The sequence below is a fragment of the Bifidobacterium amazonense genome (assembly GCF_018555435.2).
Lineage (GTDB): Bacteria > Actinomycetota > Actinomycetes > Actinomycetales > Bifidobacteriaceae > Bifidobacterium > Bifidobacterium amazonense.
Map to the genome: position 1 here is coordinate 108967 of NZ_JAFEJT020000001.1, position 14019 is coordinate 122985.

At 67.7% G+C, this 14019-nt stretch carries 10 protein-coding genes; 5 read left to right on the top strand and 5 right to left on the bottom strand.

Translation table 11 applies throughout. The features are described from left to right. Positions 1 to 16 precede the first annotated feature (16 nt). Positions 17 to 1726 carry a dipeptide ABC transporter ATP-binding protein gene (locus JS533_RS00410; RefSeq protein ID WP_420838603.1) on the top strand — a complete coding sequence of 570 codons (1710 nt, stop codon included), beginning with the start codon at positions 17 to 19 and terminating at the stop codon, positions 1724 to 1726. A 156-nt stretch (positions 1727 to 1882) separates the two neighbouring features. On the opposite strand, the gene JS533_RS00415 is transcribed toward JS533_RS00410, so the two are convergent. Both JS533_RS00415 and JS533_RS00420 read right to left on the bottom strand, forming a co-directional pair. Further along, positions 1883 to 2404 carry an NUDIX hydrolase gene (locus JS533_RS00415; RefSeq protein ID WP_241512596.1) on the bottom strand — a complete coding sequence of 174 codons (522 nt, stop codon included), beginning with the start codon at positions 2402 to 2404 and terminating at the stop codon, positions 1883 to 1885. A gap of 13 nt (positions 2405 to 2417) precedes the next feature. Further along, positions 2418 to 4019: an aminopeptidase P family protein gene (locus tag JS533_RS00420; RefSeq protein ID WP_241512597.1), complete on the bottom strand. Its 1602-nt coding sequence runs from the start codon at positions 4017 to 4019 to the stop codon at positions 2418 to 2420. Between the two features lie 198 nt (positions 4020 to 4217). On the opposite strand from JS533_RS00420, the gene JS533_RS00425 reads away from it, so the two are divergent. Together JS533_RS00425 and smc are read left to right on the top strand one after the other, a co-directional pair. Beyond that, on the top strand, positions 4218 to 5834 hold the full coding sequence (locus tag JS533_RS00425) for a bifunctional folylpolyglutamate synthase/dihydrofolate synthase (RefSeq protein WP_241512598.1): 1617 nt from the start codon (positions 4218 to 4220) through the stop codon (positions 5832 to 5834). A 106-nt stretch (positions 5835 to 5940) separates the two neighbouring features. Beyond that, positions 5941 to 9651 (top strand): chromosome segregation protein SMC, encoded by a 3711-nt coding sequence (gene smc / locus JS533_RS00430; RefSeq protein WP_241512599.1) that lies wholly within the window; start codon positions 5941 to 5943, stop codon positions 9649 to 9651. 47 nt (positions 9652 to 9698) lie between these two features. Here the strand turns inward: smc and JS533_RS00435 are convergent, their stop codons facing one another. Continuing rightward, positions 9699 to 10697: a lipid II:glycine glycyltransferase FemX gene (locus tag JS533_RS00435; protein WP_241512600.1), complete on the bottom strand. Its 999-nt coding sequence runs from the start codon at positions 10695 to 10697 to the stop codon at positions 9699 to 9701. Positions 10698 to 10769: 72 nt separating this feature from the next. Continuing rightward, positions 10770 to 12335 (bottom strand): UDP-N-acetylmuramoyl-L-alanyl-D-glutamate--2,6-diaminopimelate ligase, encoded by a 1566-nt coding sequence (locus tag JS533_RS00440; RefSeq protein WP_241512601.1) that lies wholly within the window; start codon positions 12333 to 12335, stop codon positions 10770 to 10772. A 302-nt stretch (positions 12336 to 12637) separates the two neighbouring features. On the opposite strand from JS533_RS00440, the gene JS533_RS00445 reads away from it, so the two are divergent. Beyond that, the gene (locus JS533_RS00445; RefSeq protein ID WP_241512645.1) at positions 12638 to 13315 is read left to right on the top strand and encodes a sigma-70 family RNA polymerase sigma factor; all 678 of its coding nucleotides are present in this window, start codon (positions 12638 to 12640) and stop codon (positions 13313 to 13315) included. Beyond that, the gene (locus tag JS533_RS00450; protein WP_274619117.1) at positions 13312 to 13731 is read left to right on the top strand and encodes a hypothetical protein; all 420 of its coding nucleotides are present in this window, start codon (positions 13312 to 13314) and stop codon (positions 13729 to 13731) included. The genes JS533_RS00445 and JS533_RS00450 overlap by 4 nt, the downstream gene beginning before the upstream one ends. 103 nt (positions 13732 to 13834) lie before the next feature. Here JS533_RS00450 and JS533_RS13830 read toward each other — a convergent pair whose 3' ends face one another. Next, entirely contained in the window at positions 13835 to 13909 is a 75-nt protein-coding gene (locus tag JS533_RS13830) for a 50S ribosomal protein bL37 (RefSeq protein WP_003817083.1), read from the bottom strand. Between the last annotated feature and the right edge of the window lie 110 nt (positions 13910 to 14019).

Here is a 14019-nt window from a genome sequence, read left to right on the forward strand (position 1 = left end):
CCAGCAGACAACCACCATGCAGGACGAGGCCGCGAACCTCGCCGAAATCAAGGATCTGAGCGTCTCGTTCATGACGGACGCCGGTTCCATCAAGGCCATCGACAAGGTCAGCTTCACGATCCCTCGCAAGACCGTGGTCGGCGTGGTCGGCGAATCCGGTTCCGGCAAGTCCGTCACCGCGCGTTCGATCATCAAGCTGCTGCCGGAGACCGCCACCACGTCGGGCGCGATCTGGCTGTCCAGCCGCAACGGCTCCGAACGGTTCGAGGCGCTCTCCCTGAGCGGCGAGGACCTGCGCCGCATGCGCGGCTCCGAGGCCGCCATGGTCTTCCAGGAGCCCAACTCGGTGCTCAACCCGGTCTACACGATCGGCTGGCAGATCGAGGAGGGCCTGCGCGCCCACGGCATGAAGGACAAGAAGGAGCTGCGCGCCAAGTCCATCGACATCCTCAAAAAGGTCGGCATCCCGGACGCCGAGACGCGCATCGACTACTATCCGCACCAGTTCTCCGGCGGCCAGAAGCAGCGCATCGTCATCGCGATGGCGCTGGTGCTCAACCCCGGCCTCATCCTCGCCGACGAGCCCACCACGGCGCTCGACGTGACCGTGCAGGCCGAGATCCTCGACCTGCTGCGCCTGGCGCGCGACGAATTCGACGCGTCGGTGCTCATCATCACGCACAACATGGGCGTGATCGCCGACATCGCCGACCAGGTCGTGGTCATGTACCGCGGACACGTCGTCGAGCAGGGCGACGTCGAGCAGATCTTCCACCATCCGCAGGATCCGTACACTCGTCGCCTGCTCGCCGCCGTGCCGCGCATCGGTCAGAAGCTCGTCGTGCGCGACGACAAGGGCGCGCCGATCGAACGCACGGTCGACTGGCGCAAGCAGCCCGTCGCCGTCGAGGCGAAGGGCCTGACCATCACGTATCCGGGCCATCTCATGCAGCCTGACTTCGTGGCCGTCGACGGCGTGGACTTCACGATCCACCGTTCCGAAGTGCTCGGCCTCGTGGGCGAGTCCGGTTCCGGCAAGTCCACCACGGGCCGCGCGATCGCCGGTCTGCAGCGCATCTCCGGCGGCTCGCTCAACGTGCTCGGCGTGGAGATGAACGGCTTCAAGGAGCGCGACTTCAAGCCCAAGCGGGCCGACATCGGCTTCGTGTTCCAGGATCCGGGCAGCTCGTTCAACCCGCTGATGACCATCGCGGAGAACGTGGCCGAGCCGCTCATCGTGCACCGCAAGTACTCGTCCGTGGCCGACGCGAAGGACTACGTGGGCGACCTGCTCGAAATGGTGCAGCTGCCGCGCGCCTACATGACGCGCTTCCCGCACGAGCTGTCCGGCGGCCAGCGCCAGCGCGCCTCGCTCGCCCGCGCGCTCGCGCTCAAGCCGAGCCTGCTCATCGCCGACGAGCCGACGAGTGCGCTCGACGTGTCGGTGCAGGCCAAGGTGCTGGAGCTGTTCAAGAAGCTGCAGGTCGAGATCGGGTTCGCTTGCCTGTTCATCACGCACGATCTGGCCGTGGTCGACATGCTCGCCGACCGGATCATGGTGATGCACAAGGGCCGCATCGTCGAGCACGGCGAGGCTGACGACATCATGCAGCGGCCGCAGAACCCGTACACGAAGAAGCTGCTGGCCTCACTGCCGGTGCCGGATCCGCGCGAGCAGCGGATTCACCGCGCGCACCTGCACGAGCTGCTGGAGGCGGAGCGGTAGTTCCGCCAGGTCGTGCCGGCCGAACCGCCGGTCGATACGTCGATATGATGAGGGGGCTCCCTTTCCTTGCCGGAAGGGGAGCCCCCTCATCATATATGCGTGACAGCCATGTGCATACGTGCGACGGCCGGGATCGCGCCGGCCGCCGCACGTCGGTCAGTGCAGTGCGCCTTCGGTGACGAAGAAGGCGTGCGCGTCGCCCCGCCGCTTGTTCTCGAGGTAGCGGCGGAACAGCGCGAGACGCTCGACGGTGCTCTTGGCGAGCGGCTGGGGGAGCTCGTCGAGATCGAACCAGCCGACGTTGAGGCTTTCCTCGTCGCCCACGAACGGATCGGCGTTGCCGCCCGGCTTCAGCGCGCACAGGAACGAATGGTCCATGTACATCGTGTTGTCGCCGTTCGCGTACGTGGTGACCTTGTCGGAGGAGACGACCGCCACCAGATCGGTGACGACCGCGTCCACGCCGGTCTCCTCCTTGATCTCGCGGACCACCGTGTCGGCCGGCTGCTCGCCCGGCTCGTTGATGCCGTAGACCATCGCCCATTCGCCGGTGTCGGAGCGGCGGCCGAGCAGGATACGGCCCTGGCCGTCCAGCACGCAGCCGGTCACTCCCATGAGCCATAAGAGATCATGGCCGATCTTCTTGCGCAGCTCGAGTACGAAGTCCGGAGTAGGCATCGGATCACATCCCTCAGTACGCCGGAGCGGCGGCCGCACGGTCGGCCATCCAGGCCTCGACCTCGTCGATCTGCTTCGGAATGCCGGCGGACAGCCATTCGGGGCCGTGCTCGGTCATGAGCACGTCGTCCTCGATACGGATGCCGATGCCGCGCATCTCCGGCGGCAGCAGCAGGTCGTTCTTCGCGAAGTACAGGCCCGGCTCGATGGTGAAGATCATGCCCGGCGTGATCTTCGCGCCCTGATACGACTCGTAGCGGGCCTGCGCGCAGTCGTGCACGTCAAGGCCGAGGTGATGGGCTACGCCGCAGGCGAGCCAACGGCGGTGCTGTTGGCCTTCGGGGGAGAGGGACTCCTCCACGCCGACCGGGAGGATCCCCCACTCGTGCAGGCGCTCGGCGATCACGCGCATGCAGGCGTGATGGATGTCGGAATAGGTCGCGCCCGGCTTGGCCGCCTCGAAACCGGCCTGCTGGGAGTCGAGCACCGCCTGGTACAGGCGCTTCTGCAGATCGGTGAACCTGCCGCCGACCGGGAACGTACGCGTGATGTCGGCCGTGTACAGGCTGTTGACCTCGACGCCCGCGTCGATGAGCAGCATGTCGCCCTGACGCACCACGCCCGTGTTGCGCATCCAGTGCAGGATCGGCGCATGCTCGCCCGACGCGATGATCGTGTCGTAGCCCAGGCCGTTGCCCTCCTCGCGTGCGTTCGAATTGAACGCGCCTTCCAGCATGCGCTCCGAACGCGGCTGGTCGACGACCTTCGGCAGCGTCGTCAGGATCCGGTCGAAACCGTCCTTGGTCGCGGCGATCGCCTTGCGCATCTCGCCGATCTCATAGGAGTCCTTGATCATGCGGGCCTCGGCGGAGAACTCGTGCAGCTTGTCGTCGGCCGCGGAATTCGCGTCCGGATCGGCGAAGCCGTTCGCCTCACGCACCGACTCGACCATCGACGTGACCTGCGGGTCGGCGTCGGCGATCACGCGCACGCGCACGGCGCCCGCCTCCGAACCGACGTCCTTGCCGAGCGCGTCCGCAAGCTGCGCGATGTCGTGCGTCTCCAGACCGGTCATCGCGGCCAGCTCCTTGAGTCCGGCGCGCGGACCCACCCAGTACTCGCCGTAATGCGGGTCGCGGTAGTAGTCCTCGGTCGAATTGTCGGCGCGCGGCGCCACGAACAGTTCGGCCGTATGCGTCTTGCCGGCCTTGGCCTCCTCGGAATCCGGGTCGACCGGGTTGAGCACGAGCACGGCGCCCGCCTCGTAGTCCTCGCCGAGACCCGTGTAGTAGGCGAACGACGTGTCCGGACGGAACATGTAGTCGCAGTCGTTGTTGCGCACCTTCGGCTGGCCCGCCGGGATTACCAGGCGCTCGCCCGGGAACGCCCTGCCGAGCGCCTCGAGGCGCGCCGGCGTGAACTTCGAGGACTCGAGCGGTTCGACGGCCGGCTCCTGGTTGTCCCAGCCGGTCGTCATGAACTCCTTGAACGAGCCGCTGTTCGGACGCAGCGAACGGTTGTTCACACGGTCGCTCATCGGCTGGTCCGGACCGGGCGCGGACTTGCTCTCCTCGGCCTCGTACTCCTTGTCCTTTTCGGTGATGACTTCGCTCATCGGCACTCCCTTGATGCAAAGGATCGATTGTTACCGCTCCCATCCTAGTTCGTCCTCGGCGCACTCGGGACCACGGCCGTGCCGTACGGCCATGGGGCCGCTAGAATGGAGTGGTTTGAGCCGGGACCGGCCGCACAACATCACACACCGCCCGGTCCGCCGACCGATACGACCAAGCAGAACGAGGGTAAGCCAAGCATGTCATTCGAGCATCCGAACCGCAACAACGAGACCATGCGCGAGGTGGAGCGCGACATCATGAACCGTCCGCCGGAGCACAACGTCACGAATCTGGATCTCGACCGGATGAACCTGATCCTCGACCTGTTCGGCCACCCCGAGGAGTCGTTCCGCGTCATCCACGTCACCGGCACGAACGGCAAGGGATCCACCGCGCGCATGGCCGAGGCGATCTGCCGCGCGTACGGCATGCGCACCGGCCTGTACACCTCGCCGCATCTCGAACGCATCAACGAGCGCATCGCCATCGACGGCCAGGAGCTGTCCGACGACGACTTCATCGACACGTGGGACCAGGTCAGGGACCTCGTGGCGCTCGTGGACGCGAAGATGGAGGAGCAGGGCAAGCCGAAGATGAGCTTCTTCGAAGTGCTCACCGCCATGGCCATCTGGAAGTTCGCCGACGCGCCGGTCGACGTGGCGATCGTCGAGGTCGGCATGGGCGGCCTGCAGGACGCCACCAACGTGCTCGACGCCGACGCGGCGATCATCGGCCCGGTCGACATGGACCACATGCAGTGGCTCGGCGGCACCGTCGAGAAGATCGCCGAACAGAAGGCCGGCATCATCAAGCCCGGCTGCACCGCGGTCATCGGCGCCCAGCCGCACGAGGACGAGGTGATGCCCATCCTCGAGGAGGCCGCGCGCCGCAACGACGCCACGCTCGTGCGCGACGGCTACGAGATGGAGGTCGTCTCGCGCGCCCCCGCCGTCGGCGGCCAGGTCGCCACGCTCGTCACCCCGCGCGGCCGCTACGAGGAGGTCCCGATCGCCAAGTTCGGCGAACATCAGGCGCACAACGCGCTCGCCGCGCTCGCCGCCGCCGAGGTCGTCCTGCCCGTCTCCGGCGTGCTCGACGGCGACCTGGTCGGCGAGGCGTTGAGCGGGGTCAAGGTGCCGGGCCGCATCGAACAGGTGCGCACCTCGCCGACCATCATCGTCGACGGCGGCCACAACGTGAACGCGGCCGAGGCGCTGCGCGCGGCCATCGAGGAAAGCTACGACTTCAACCAGCTCGTCGGCGTGATCGCCATGATGGGCGACAAGCAGGTCGAGGAGTATCTCGGCGTGCTCGAGCCGATCCTCGACAAGGTGGTCGTCACCGAAAACTCGTGGCGCGAGCGCGTCATGCCCGCCGAGGAGCTTGAAAAGGTCGCCGTGCGCGTGTTCGGCCGCGACCGCGTCACGCGCGAGGACGCGCTGCCCGACGCGATCCAGAAGGCCGTCGACATGGTCGACTCCGAGGACGAGACCGGCGTCGGCTACGGCCGCGGCGTGCTCATCTGCGGCAGCTTCGTGACCGCCGGCGACGCGCGCGTCCTGCTCAAGGAGCGTATGAACCCGGATCTGGCCAAGCCGAAGCATGAGCGCGTCGAACCGAACCTCGGCGGGGACGCGAAGACGACGGCCGGCGAATCCGATGCGATCGACCAGGACGCCGCCGACCGCGATTTCGAAACGGACGCGAACCCGGACTTCGACAACGACGACTTCGGCGATTTCGGTCTGAACAAGATCGCACGCGAGGCCGCGGAGGACGACGAAGCGCACGACGACGGCCAGGACGCCGAATAGCGGCGTCCGCCGCGTGCGCAGGCGCCGCAAGCCGGCTCCGGAACGGCCGCGCGGCAGACCGTGACAGACCACAATAGATCTCAGACAGGCAGCAACCAGCACAAGCATGTATCTCAAGGAACTGACCCTGCGCGGCTTCAAATCGTTCGCTTCGGCGACCACGCTGCGCTTCGAGCCGGGCATCACCGCCGTGGTGGGGCCGAACGGCTCGGGAAAATCGAACATCGTCGACGCGCTCGCCTGGGTGATGGGCGAACAGGGCGCGCGCAACCTGCGCGGCACCTCCATGGAGGACGTGATCTTCGCCGGCACGTCGTCGCGCCCCGCGCTCGGCCGCGCGCAGGTCTCGCTGACCATCGACAACACCGACCACGCGCTCGACATCGACTATACGGAAGTCACGATCTCACGCACGATCTTCCGCAACGGCGGATCCGAATACGCGATCAACGGCAGTCCGTGCCGGCTGCTCGACATCCAGGAGCTCCTGAGCGACACCGGCCTCGGCCAGCAGATGCACGTCATCGTCGGCCAGGGCCGTCTCGACCAGATCCTGCGGGCCGATCCGAGCGGCCACCGCGCGTTCATCGAGGAGGCCGCCGGCATCCTCAAGCACCGCAAACGCAAGGAGCGCGCGCTGCGCAAACTCGCCAATACGGAAACCAACCTGTCCCGGCTTGACGACCTGCTTGCGGAGATCCACCGCCAGCTCGGCCCGCTCGGCCGCCAGGCGCGCGTCTCCCGGCGCGCCGACGCGATCCAGGTGACCCTGCGCGACGCGCGCTCGCGACTGTACGCCGACGACGCAACACGCGCGATGACGAACCGCGACGCCGCCCGGAGCGAGCTTGCGGCCGTACGCGGCGAACTCAACGGCCTGCGCCGCGACCTCGCCCATGCCAAGGTGCGCATCGAACAGGTCGAAACGGCCAGCGCACAGGCGTCCCCGGCCATCGCCCAAGCCAGCCGGCAGTGGCAGGAACTGTCCGAAGCACGCGAACGGCTGCGCTCGCTCGCCTCCATCGCCGCGGAACGCGAACGATCGCTGCTGGCACAGGTGACCAACGATTTCGGCGACGATCCGGGCCTGCTCGAACACCGCGCGCAGGAGATGGACGACCAGACCATGCGGCAGCGCGAGCTTGAACGCAACGCCCGGGCCTCGCTTGACCAGGCCACGGAACGTCGCGCCGACGACGAACGCCGGCTCGCCTCGCTCCGGCAGACGATCGGCGAACTGCGACGCACCACGCAGCAGCGCGACGCGAACATCGCCAGACTGCGCGAAATGATCGCACGAGAGGAATCCGCCGTGCAGCTGGCAGCCAGCCGCACCCGCGACTTCACCGAACAGCGGGCCTCGCTCGACCGGCAGCTCAAGGAGGCCGCCGCGCAGCGCGACGCGTTGGAGCACGCCGCCGACGCCGCCGCGGCCGACGACGGCACCGCCGCACTCGACGAGGCCCGGCGGCGGCTCGCCACGGCGCAGGAGACGCTCAACGCCGTCCAGGAACGCCAACGCGACGTCAACGGGCGCATCATCTCGCTCAAGGCCAAGGCCGAGGCGCTCGCCGACACGCTCGACAACCGCAACGCGTCCGGTGCGCTCGAACGCGACGCCGACGTTGACGCGATGGGCCGTCTCACTGACTTCATCCGCGTGGCCGACGGCTGGGAGGACGCCGTGGCGCGCGCACTCGACGTGTTCGCCGGTGCGATCGTCGTGCCCTCGCGAGGCAATCTCGCGCACGCGCTCGACCGCGCCCGCGAGGACCGTCTCGGCAAGGCCGTCGTGCTCACGCCGGTCGACGGCGGACCGACGCCGGACGAAACGGCCGCCGCGACCGACGACGAGCGGGAGCGCATGTGCGCCTCACACCTGATCGCCGCGAACCCCGACGCGCAGGACGCCGAACAGGCGGCCGGCGTGGCGCGCGCCGTGCGAGTCCTGCTCGCCGACGTGGCCGCCGTCGACACGCTCGACGAGGCGATCGCGGCCGTCACCCACGATCCGGACGCGGCCGGCGACCCGAACAGCCTGAACGCGGGGGAGGAGCCGCGCTTCGCGCAGGCCGTCACCAAGGCCGGCGAAATCGTCAACGCGGTGGGCGCGGTGGGCGGCTCGTCCCTGTCGCAAAGCGACCTGTCGCTGGCCGCACGGCGCGACAAGGCGCTCCAGCAGGTACGCGAACTGAGCGAACAGGCCGAAGTCCTCGGCGCCGACGTCGAACGGGCGCAGACCGAGCGGGACAGGTTGCGGCTCGCCGTCGAACAGGCATCCGCCGCATGCACCGAACATCGCGTCAAAGCACGGCAGGCCGCCGAATCACTGCAGGCCGCCGCAGGACGTGCGGCCGGACTCGAACGCCAGCTGTGCGAGCTCGACAACCGTCTCGCCGCGGCCAAGGACGACGGCGAAACGCATCGGATCAAAGTCGACGACCTGAACCGCGCGCTCGTCGCGGCGCAATCATCCGCGGACGGCACCGCCGACTCCGATGAGCTCGACGCGCGCGAACACGAACTCGAAGCCTCGCTCGACGTGACGCGCGAACACGAGGTCGCGGCCAAGATCGCATGGACCGAGGCGCAGCGCAAGGCCGAATCGTTCGAACGACAGGCCGGACTGCTTCACGACCAGGCCAAGCAGACCGCAGCCCGACGCGAGCGCATCGCGCAGGAGAACGAACGCCGAAGCGCGCAGGCCGCACACGCCGGCCGCGTGGCCGCCGACGCGCTCGCCGTGGCCGATCTGGCCGGTCGGGCCGCCGATGACGCGGCCGGGCGCCGCGACAAGCTGCAGGCGGCCGCCGCCAGCCATGACGAGGAGCTGAAATCGCTGCGCGCCACGCGCGACGAGCTCGAGCCGAAGGTCACCGACCTGACCGCGCGCGAGCATGTGCTCGACGTGAACCGGGAACGGTACGCCGCCGAATGCGAGCAGATCGAACGGCGCGTGGCCGACGAGCTGGGCAGCGGCCTCGACGAGCTGATCCGCGACTACGGTCCCGACGTGCCCGTGCCGGTGCTCGACGACGCCGGACGCCCTGTGCCGGAGGGGGAGCGGGCCGGGGACCCGACTGCTGAGCATACGGCCGCGCGCACGGATGACGCAGGCGAGCCTTCCGGGTTCCGAACCGTGCCCTACGTGCGCGACGAGCAGGTCGCACGGCTCGAGAAGGCGAAACGCGATCTGGCCGCCCTGGGCAAGGTCAATCCGCTGGCCACCGAGGAATACGAGGCTCTTGAGGCGCGTAACCGTTATCTCAAAGGGCAGCGCGACGACGTCGCCAAGTCGCGCGACGATCTCATGCAGCTCATCCGCGACCTCGACGGGACGATGGTCGACGTGTTCCGCAGCGCGTTCGAGGACACGGCCGCCGCGTTCGAGCAGGTGTTCGCCACGCTGTTCCCGGGCGGTACCGGCCGTTTGCGGCTCGAAAACCCCTCGGACATGCTCTCCACCGGCGTGATCGTCGAGGCGAGCCCGGCCGGCAAGCGCGTCAAGCAGCTGAGCCTCCTGTCCGGCGGCGAACGGTCGCTCACGGCGCTCGCGCTGCTGTTCGCGATCTTCACCGCGCGGCCCAGCCCGTTCTACGTGATGGACGAGGTCGAGGCGGCGCTTGACGACGTGAACCTGACCCGTCTGCTCAATGCGCTCGATGAGCTGCGCGCGCACGCCCAGCTCATCGTCATCACGCACCAGCAGCGCACCATGTCGATCGCCGATGCGCTGTACGGCGTGACCATGCGCGCCGACGGCGTGACGGCCGTCGTCTCGCAGAGGCTCGAACGCGAAACGCAGGACGCGGACTGACGCAGAGGCCCTCTCCGGCTTCCGTCGGGGAGGGCCTCTGCCGTCGCCTACTTGCGCAGCGACTTGCGCACCTTCTGCACGGCGCTCAGCGTCGCGTAGAACGCCTTCTTGATCGGCACGTCGCGGCCCGGCGCCACCGGCGTGACCTCCTCGGTGAACTTGGTCTTGAACTCGTTGAGACCCATCAGCGACGGCGCGAAATCGGAGCCGATGCCCATCAGATCGTACGCGGTGATGCCCTGGGAACCGAGGATGCAGCACTCCTGATACAGCAGCTTGTCGGTCACGTGCAGCCGCATCACCTCGCTGCGCATGCCCGCGTAATAACGCACGGCGTGCGTGCCGTTCACCGTCACGATCGACCATGCGACCACGCGGCCGTCGATGCGCGCGGCGAACACACGGCAATGATCCGCGCCGAGCGCGCCGATCATGTCCGAATAGTCGCTCATCGGCGCCGGGACGAATCCGTCGCGCTTGCCGGTCTCGACCATCACGTCGTAGTATTCGCTGAAATCGGCCATCGCCTGCGCGGTCTCGTCCGCGCATTCGGCCGGGCACTCGCGCAGCGCCTTGCGCACGTCGCGGCGTCCGCGGCGCTTCATGCGCGTCAGGATCGCGTCGTCGCCGCCGGTCACGTCGATCACCACGGTCTGGTCGTACGGCACCGTGGACAGCACCGGCACCGTACCCGCCGCATACCACAGGTCGATGCGCAGGAACGCGACCTTGCCGTCCTTGGCGTGCACCGCCTTGGCCAGGGCGTCGACGGTTTCGCGTTCCTCGGCCTCGCTCGGCTTGGCGACCCACGTCGGGCCATGCACCGAACGCAGATAGTGGTATCCGTGCGTTTCGAAGTCGATCAGCGAAATGAACGCGACCGTCTCGCCGTCACGCTTGACCAGGTACGCGCCCCACGGCGTGCGGCCATCGATGTCGGCCTGATAGGCGGCCCAGACGGCGGTCTGCTCGATCGGCAGGTTCACGCCCAGTTCGGCGGCGGTCGATTCGAGAACGGCGGGGGTGACGGCTTCCAGCGTGATCATGTTGCTCCTTGCGATTGACTGGTGACGAGTGTAGTACGGGCTTGCGAACCGCGTCGCGGCGGTCCGGTCGGATCAGTGCTGTCCGATGGCGAACAGGCGGCGGATGACATGGCCGTCGCCTTCGTACGGCGCATGCTTGCCGTTGACCTTGATCCACCGCTCCTCGCCCTTGCCGATGACCAGCAGCACGGTGAACCGGCCTGCCTTCGCGTCGGCCCGGGCCTCGGCGACGGCGGTTTCGATGGCCTTGACGCGGTCGAGAATGATGTCGCAGCCGACATGCGGGTTGGTGATGTAGCCGCGCATCTCGTCGAGGATGTCGATCATCGGCTCTCGGACCGTGTCCTCCGAGGTGAGGATGATCCGGTCGACGTGGTCCTGCGCGCCGTCGATGATGCCCTGACGGCGGTCCACGGCCTTGTCTCCGACCGAACCGGTGACCAGCACGAGTTTCGGATCGCGATCGGCGTACTTGCGCAGCACGAAATCGACCAGCGTCCTGGTGCTCACATAGTTGTGTGCGTAGTCGACGTAGGCGACGACGTTGCCGTCCGGATCGGCGAAACGCTCCATGCGTCCGGAGATGCGCACGTGCTCGATCGCGGCGAACGCCGGGGAGCCGGACGGCACTCCGGCCAGCCGCGCCAGCGCGATCGCCGTGGCCGCGTTCGCCGCGTTGAACCCGCCCTCGAGCTCGAGCGCGAAATCGCCGACCTGCGTCCCGTGATCGAGAAACACGTACTTCGTCGGGTCGGACGGATCGGGCACGGCGGCGAAATCGAACGACGAGCCGGAAACGCGGTCGTCGCGCAGCGCGAACGTGGAGACCGGCACGCCGGCCCTCGCCGCGTCCTGACGGATCAGATCCGCATGGTCGCAGTCCTCGCCGAGCACCAGCGCGCGGCAGTTGTAGGAGATCTGCCGCTTGCAGTGCAGATAGTCCTCGAACGTGGGATGCTCGATCGGGCTGATGTGGTCGGGGGAGATGTTGAGGAACGCGGCCACGTCGAACGTCAGGCCGTAGACGCGATCCACCTTGTACGCCTGCGAGGAGACCTCCATGACGAGGTACTTCATGCCGTTATCCAACGCCTCGCGCATCATGCGGAACGCGTCGAGGCTCTCCGGCGTGGTCAGCGCCGATTCGGCGTACGTGTGACCGTCAAGGCAGTTGTCGACGGAGGAGAACAGGGCGCAGCGGCCGCCGGAATACGCGTTGAGCACGGCCTGCGTGAAGTACGCGGTGGTCGTCTTGCCCTTCGTGCCGGTGATGCCGATCACGGTCAGCTCGTCCTGCGGGCGGCCGAAGAACGCGGCGGACAGCAGGCTCATCGCCTTGCGCACGTCGTCCACGATCAGGCCGGGTGCGTGCGTCGCGGACGAGAAATCGGTTTCGGCCACATAGGCCGCCAGTCCGCGCTCGTCGACGCCGTGCAGATACGACGGTTTGAAATTGCCCTTGCAGAACAGCAGCGTGCCATCCGCCACCTGACGTGTGTCGTACGTGACGTCCGCGAACGGACGGTCGCCGCCGCTCACCTGCGTCGTGTCAAGCGTCCACAGATCGCCGGCGATGACCTCGCGCAGCAGATGATGTTCCTCGAGCAGCCGTGCGGCAGATCGCAGCGTCAAAGCCATGTGATTCTCCCTTTGTCGTTACCGACTAGCCATTCTACCGTCGCACATGTGCATGTTCGGTGGCGGCGACGGTCGTGCGGGCCGGGGCGTGGCGTCCCGGGGCGGGAACGGACGCGCCGCTACAATGGTGAACCGTGATGGACGAGACGGTTGAGGAGCGTGCGGCGGGGCCCTTGCACGAGCGGCAAACCACCGCGGACGGTGACGTGACGGAGAACGTGGCAGGTGGCGTGGCGGAAGACGCGGCGAAGAAGACGCCGGAGACGACGGCCCAGAAGCGTGCGCGCTTCGAGCGTCTCGCCATGCCCGCGGTCGACGCCCTGTACCGGCAGGCCATGAAGCTCACCAACAACACCGACGATGCGCAGGATCTCGTGCAGGACACGTTCGAACGCGGCTTCAAGGCGTTCGACTCGTTCGACCCCGGCTCCAACTTCGAGGCGTGGATGACCACCATCGAACGCAACGCCTACTTCAACCAGTACGCGAAGGCCAAACGCCGCCCGCAGCGCGCCAACGACTCGACCGGCGAATACGACGACTGGGACATCTACTCCGCGTCCGAACACTCGTCGGAGGGACTCAAATCCGCCGAGCAGGAGTATCTCGACACGTTCGCGCCCGAGGAGATCATGAAGGCGCTCTCGCACCTGTCCCCGGAACGTCGTCAGGTGTTCATCGACACGGCGATCGACGGCAAGACCTACCAGCAGGTCGCCGACGAGCAGGGCGTGAAGATCGGCACCGTCATGAGCCGGCTCAACCGCGCCCGCACGCAGCTCAAGCGCGAGCTGGCCGCATATGCGCGCGAACGCGGATACGGTGCGACGGGCGGGACCGTGAAGGCTTCCGCACCGGCCGACACGGCTGGCACGGCGCACGGACCGTCCGGTTCCGGGCATGGTTCACTGTCCGCGAATCGCGATCGCGACGGCGATAATGGAACCGGGAAGAAGCAGGCTCGGAAGGAGCGGTCATGAGCGAGCACATCGAGCGTCACAGCCATATCGCGGTGACACGGCGGACCGCCGACGGCACGATCGTGCGCACCGACGTGCACGTCGCCGAATCCGTGCCGGTTCCGTCCGTGGCTTCCGTCGTGCCGACCGCAGCCGTCACCGCGTCCGCGACCGTCACGACGGGTGGGCCGTCGTCCGTTTCCGGCATCAGCCCCGACGCGCTCGCCGGTGCGGGAGATCCGGGGGAACCGGTCGCGTCGGTCACGCCGGCCGTGTCGGACGACGCGTGCTTCGACCCGAACACCTGCTGCGACGAGCGCGAGCGCGCGATCATCATGTCCCTGCGCGCCTATCTGCGCCCGGACGTCGCGCCCGAATGCCTGATGCGCCGGCTGCGCGAGACATTGGACCACTGCTGCTGCGACCCCGACGAGTGAACGCTGGGTTTGGTCGCCGGATGGGCATGCGAAAAGCCCCCGTGGGATTCGTTCCCGCGGGGGCTTTTCTGGCGTTGTTCACGCAGCCTGATACAGGCTCGGATCAGGCGTTCGGGCGCTTGCCGTGGTTGGCGGCCTTCTTGCGGCGATCCTTGCGCTTGCGTCCGCGCATACCCATGATGGACTCCTTTGCTGACGATTGATTAAGCCTACGGGATTATCGCACACCCGCGCGACGTTCGCAACCCGGACGTTGCCGTCCGGTCGCCTGCCGGCCACTTGGGGAGG

What these genes read in the sequence shown, in the direction of transcription:
- smc (WP_241512599.1), top strand. Translation starts at nt 5,941, where the DNA reads ATGTATCTCAAGGAACTGACCCTGCGCGGCTTCAAATCGTTCGCTTCG.
- JS533_RS00440 (WP_241512601.1), bottom strand. Translation starts at nt 12,335, where the DNA reads ATGGCTTTGACGCTGCGATCTGCCGCACGGCTGCTCGAGGAACATCAT.
- JS533_RS00410 (WP_420838603.1), top strand. Translation starts at nt 17, where the DNA reads ATGCAGGACGAGGCCGCGAACCTCGCCGAAATCAAGGATCTGAGCGTC.
- JS533_RS00450 (WP_274619117.1), top strand. Translation starts at nt 13,312, where the DNA reads ATGAGCGAGCACATCGAGCGTCACAGCCATATCGCGGTGACACGGCGG.
- JS533_RS00415 (WP_241512596.1), bottom strand. Translation starts at nt 2,404, where the DNA reads ATGCCTACTCCGGACTTCGTACTCGAGCTGCGCAAGAAGATCGGCCAT.
- JS533_RS00425 (WP_241512598.1), top strand. Translation starts at nt 4,218, where the DNA reads ATGTCATTCGAGCATCCGAACCGCAACAACGAGACCATGCGCGAGGTG.
- JS533_RS00445 (WP_241512645.1), top strand. Translation starts at nt 12,638, where the DNA reads ATGCCCGCGGTCGACGCCCTGTACCGGCAGGCCATGAAGCTCACCAAC.
- JS533_RS00420 (WP_241512597.1), bottom strand. Translation starts at nt 4,019, where the DNA reads ATGAGCGAAGTCATCACCGAAAAGGACAAGGAGTACGAGGCCGAGGAG.
- JS533_RS00435 (WP_241512600.1), bottom strand. Translation starts at nt 10,697, where the DNA reads ATGATCACGCTGGAAGCCGTCACCCCCGCCGTTCTCGAATCGACCGCC.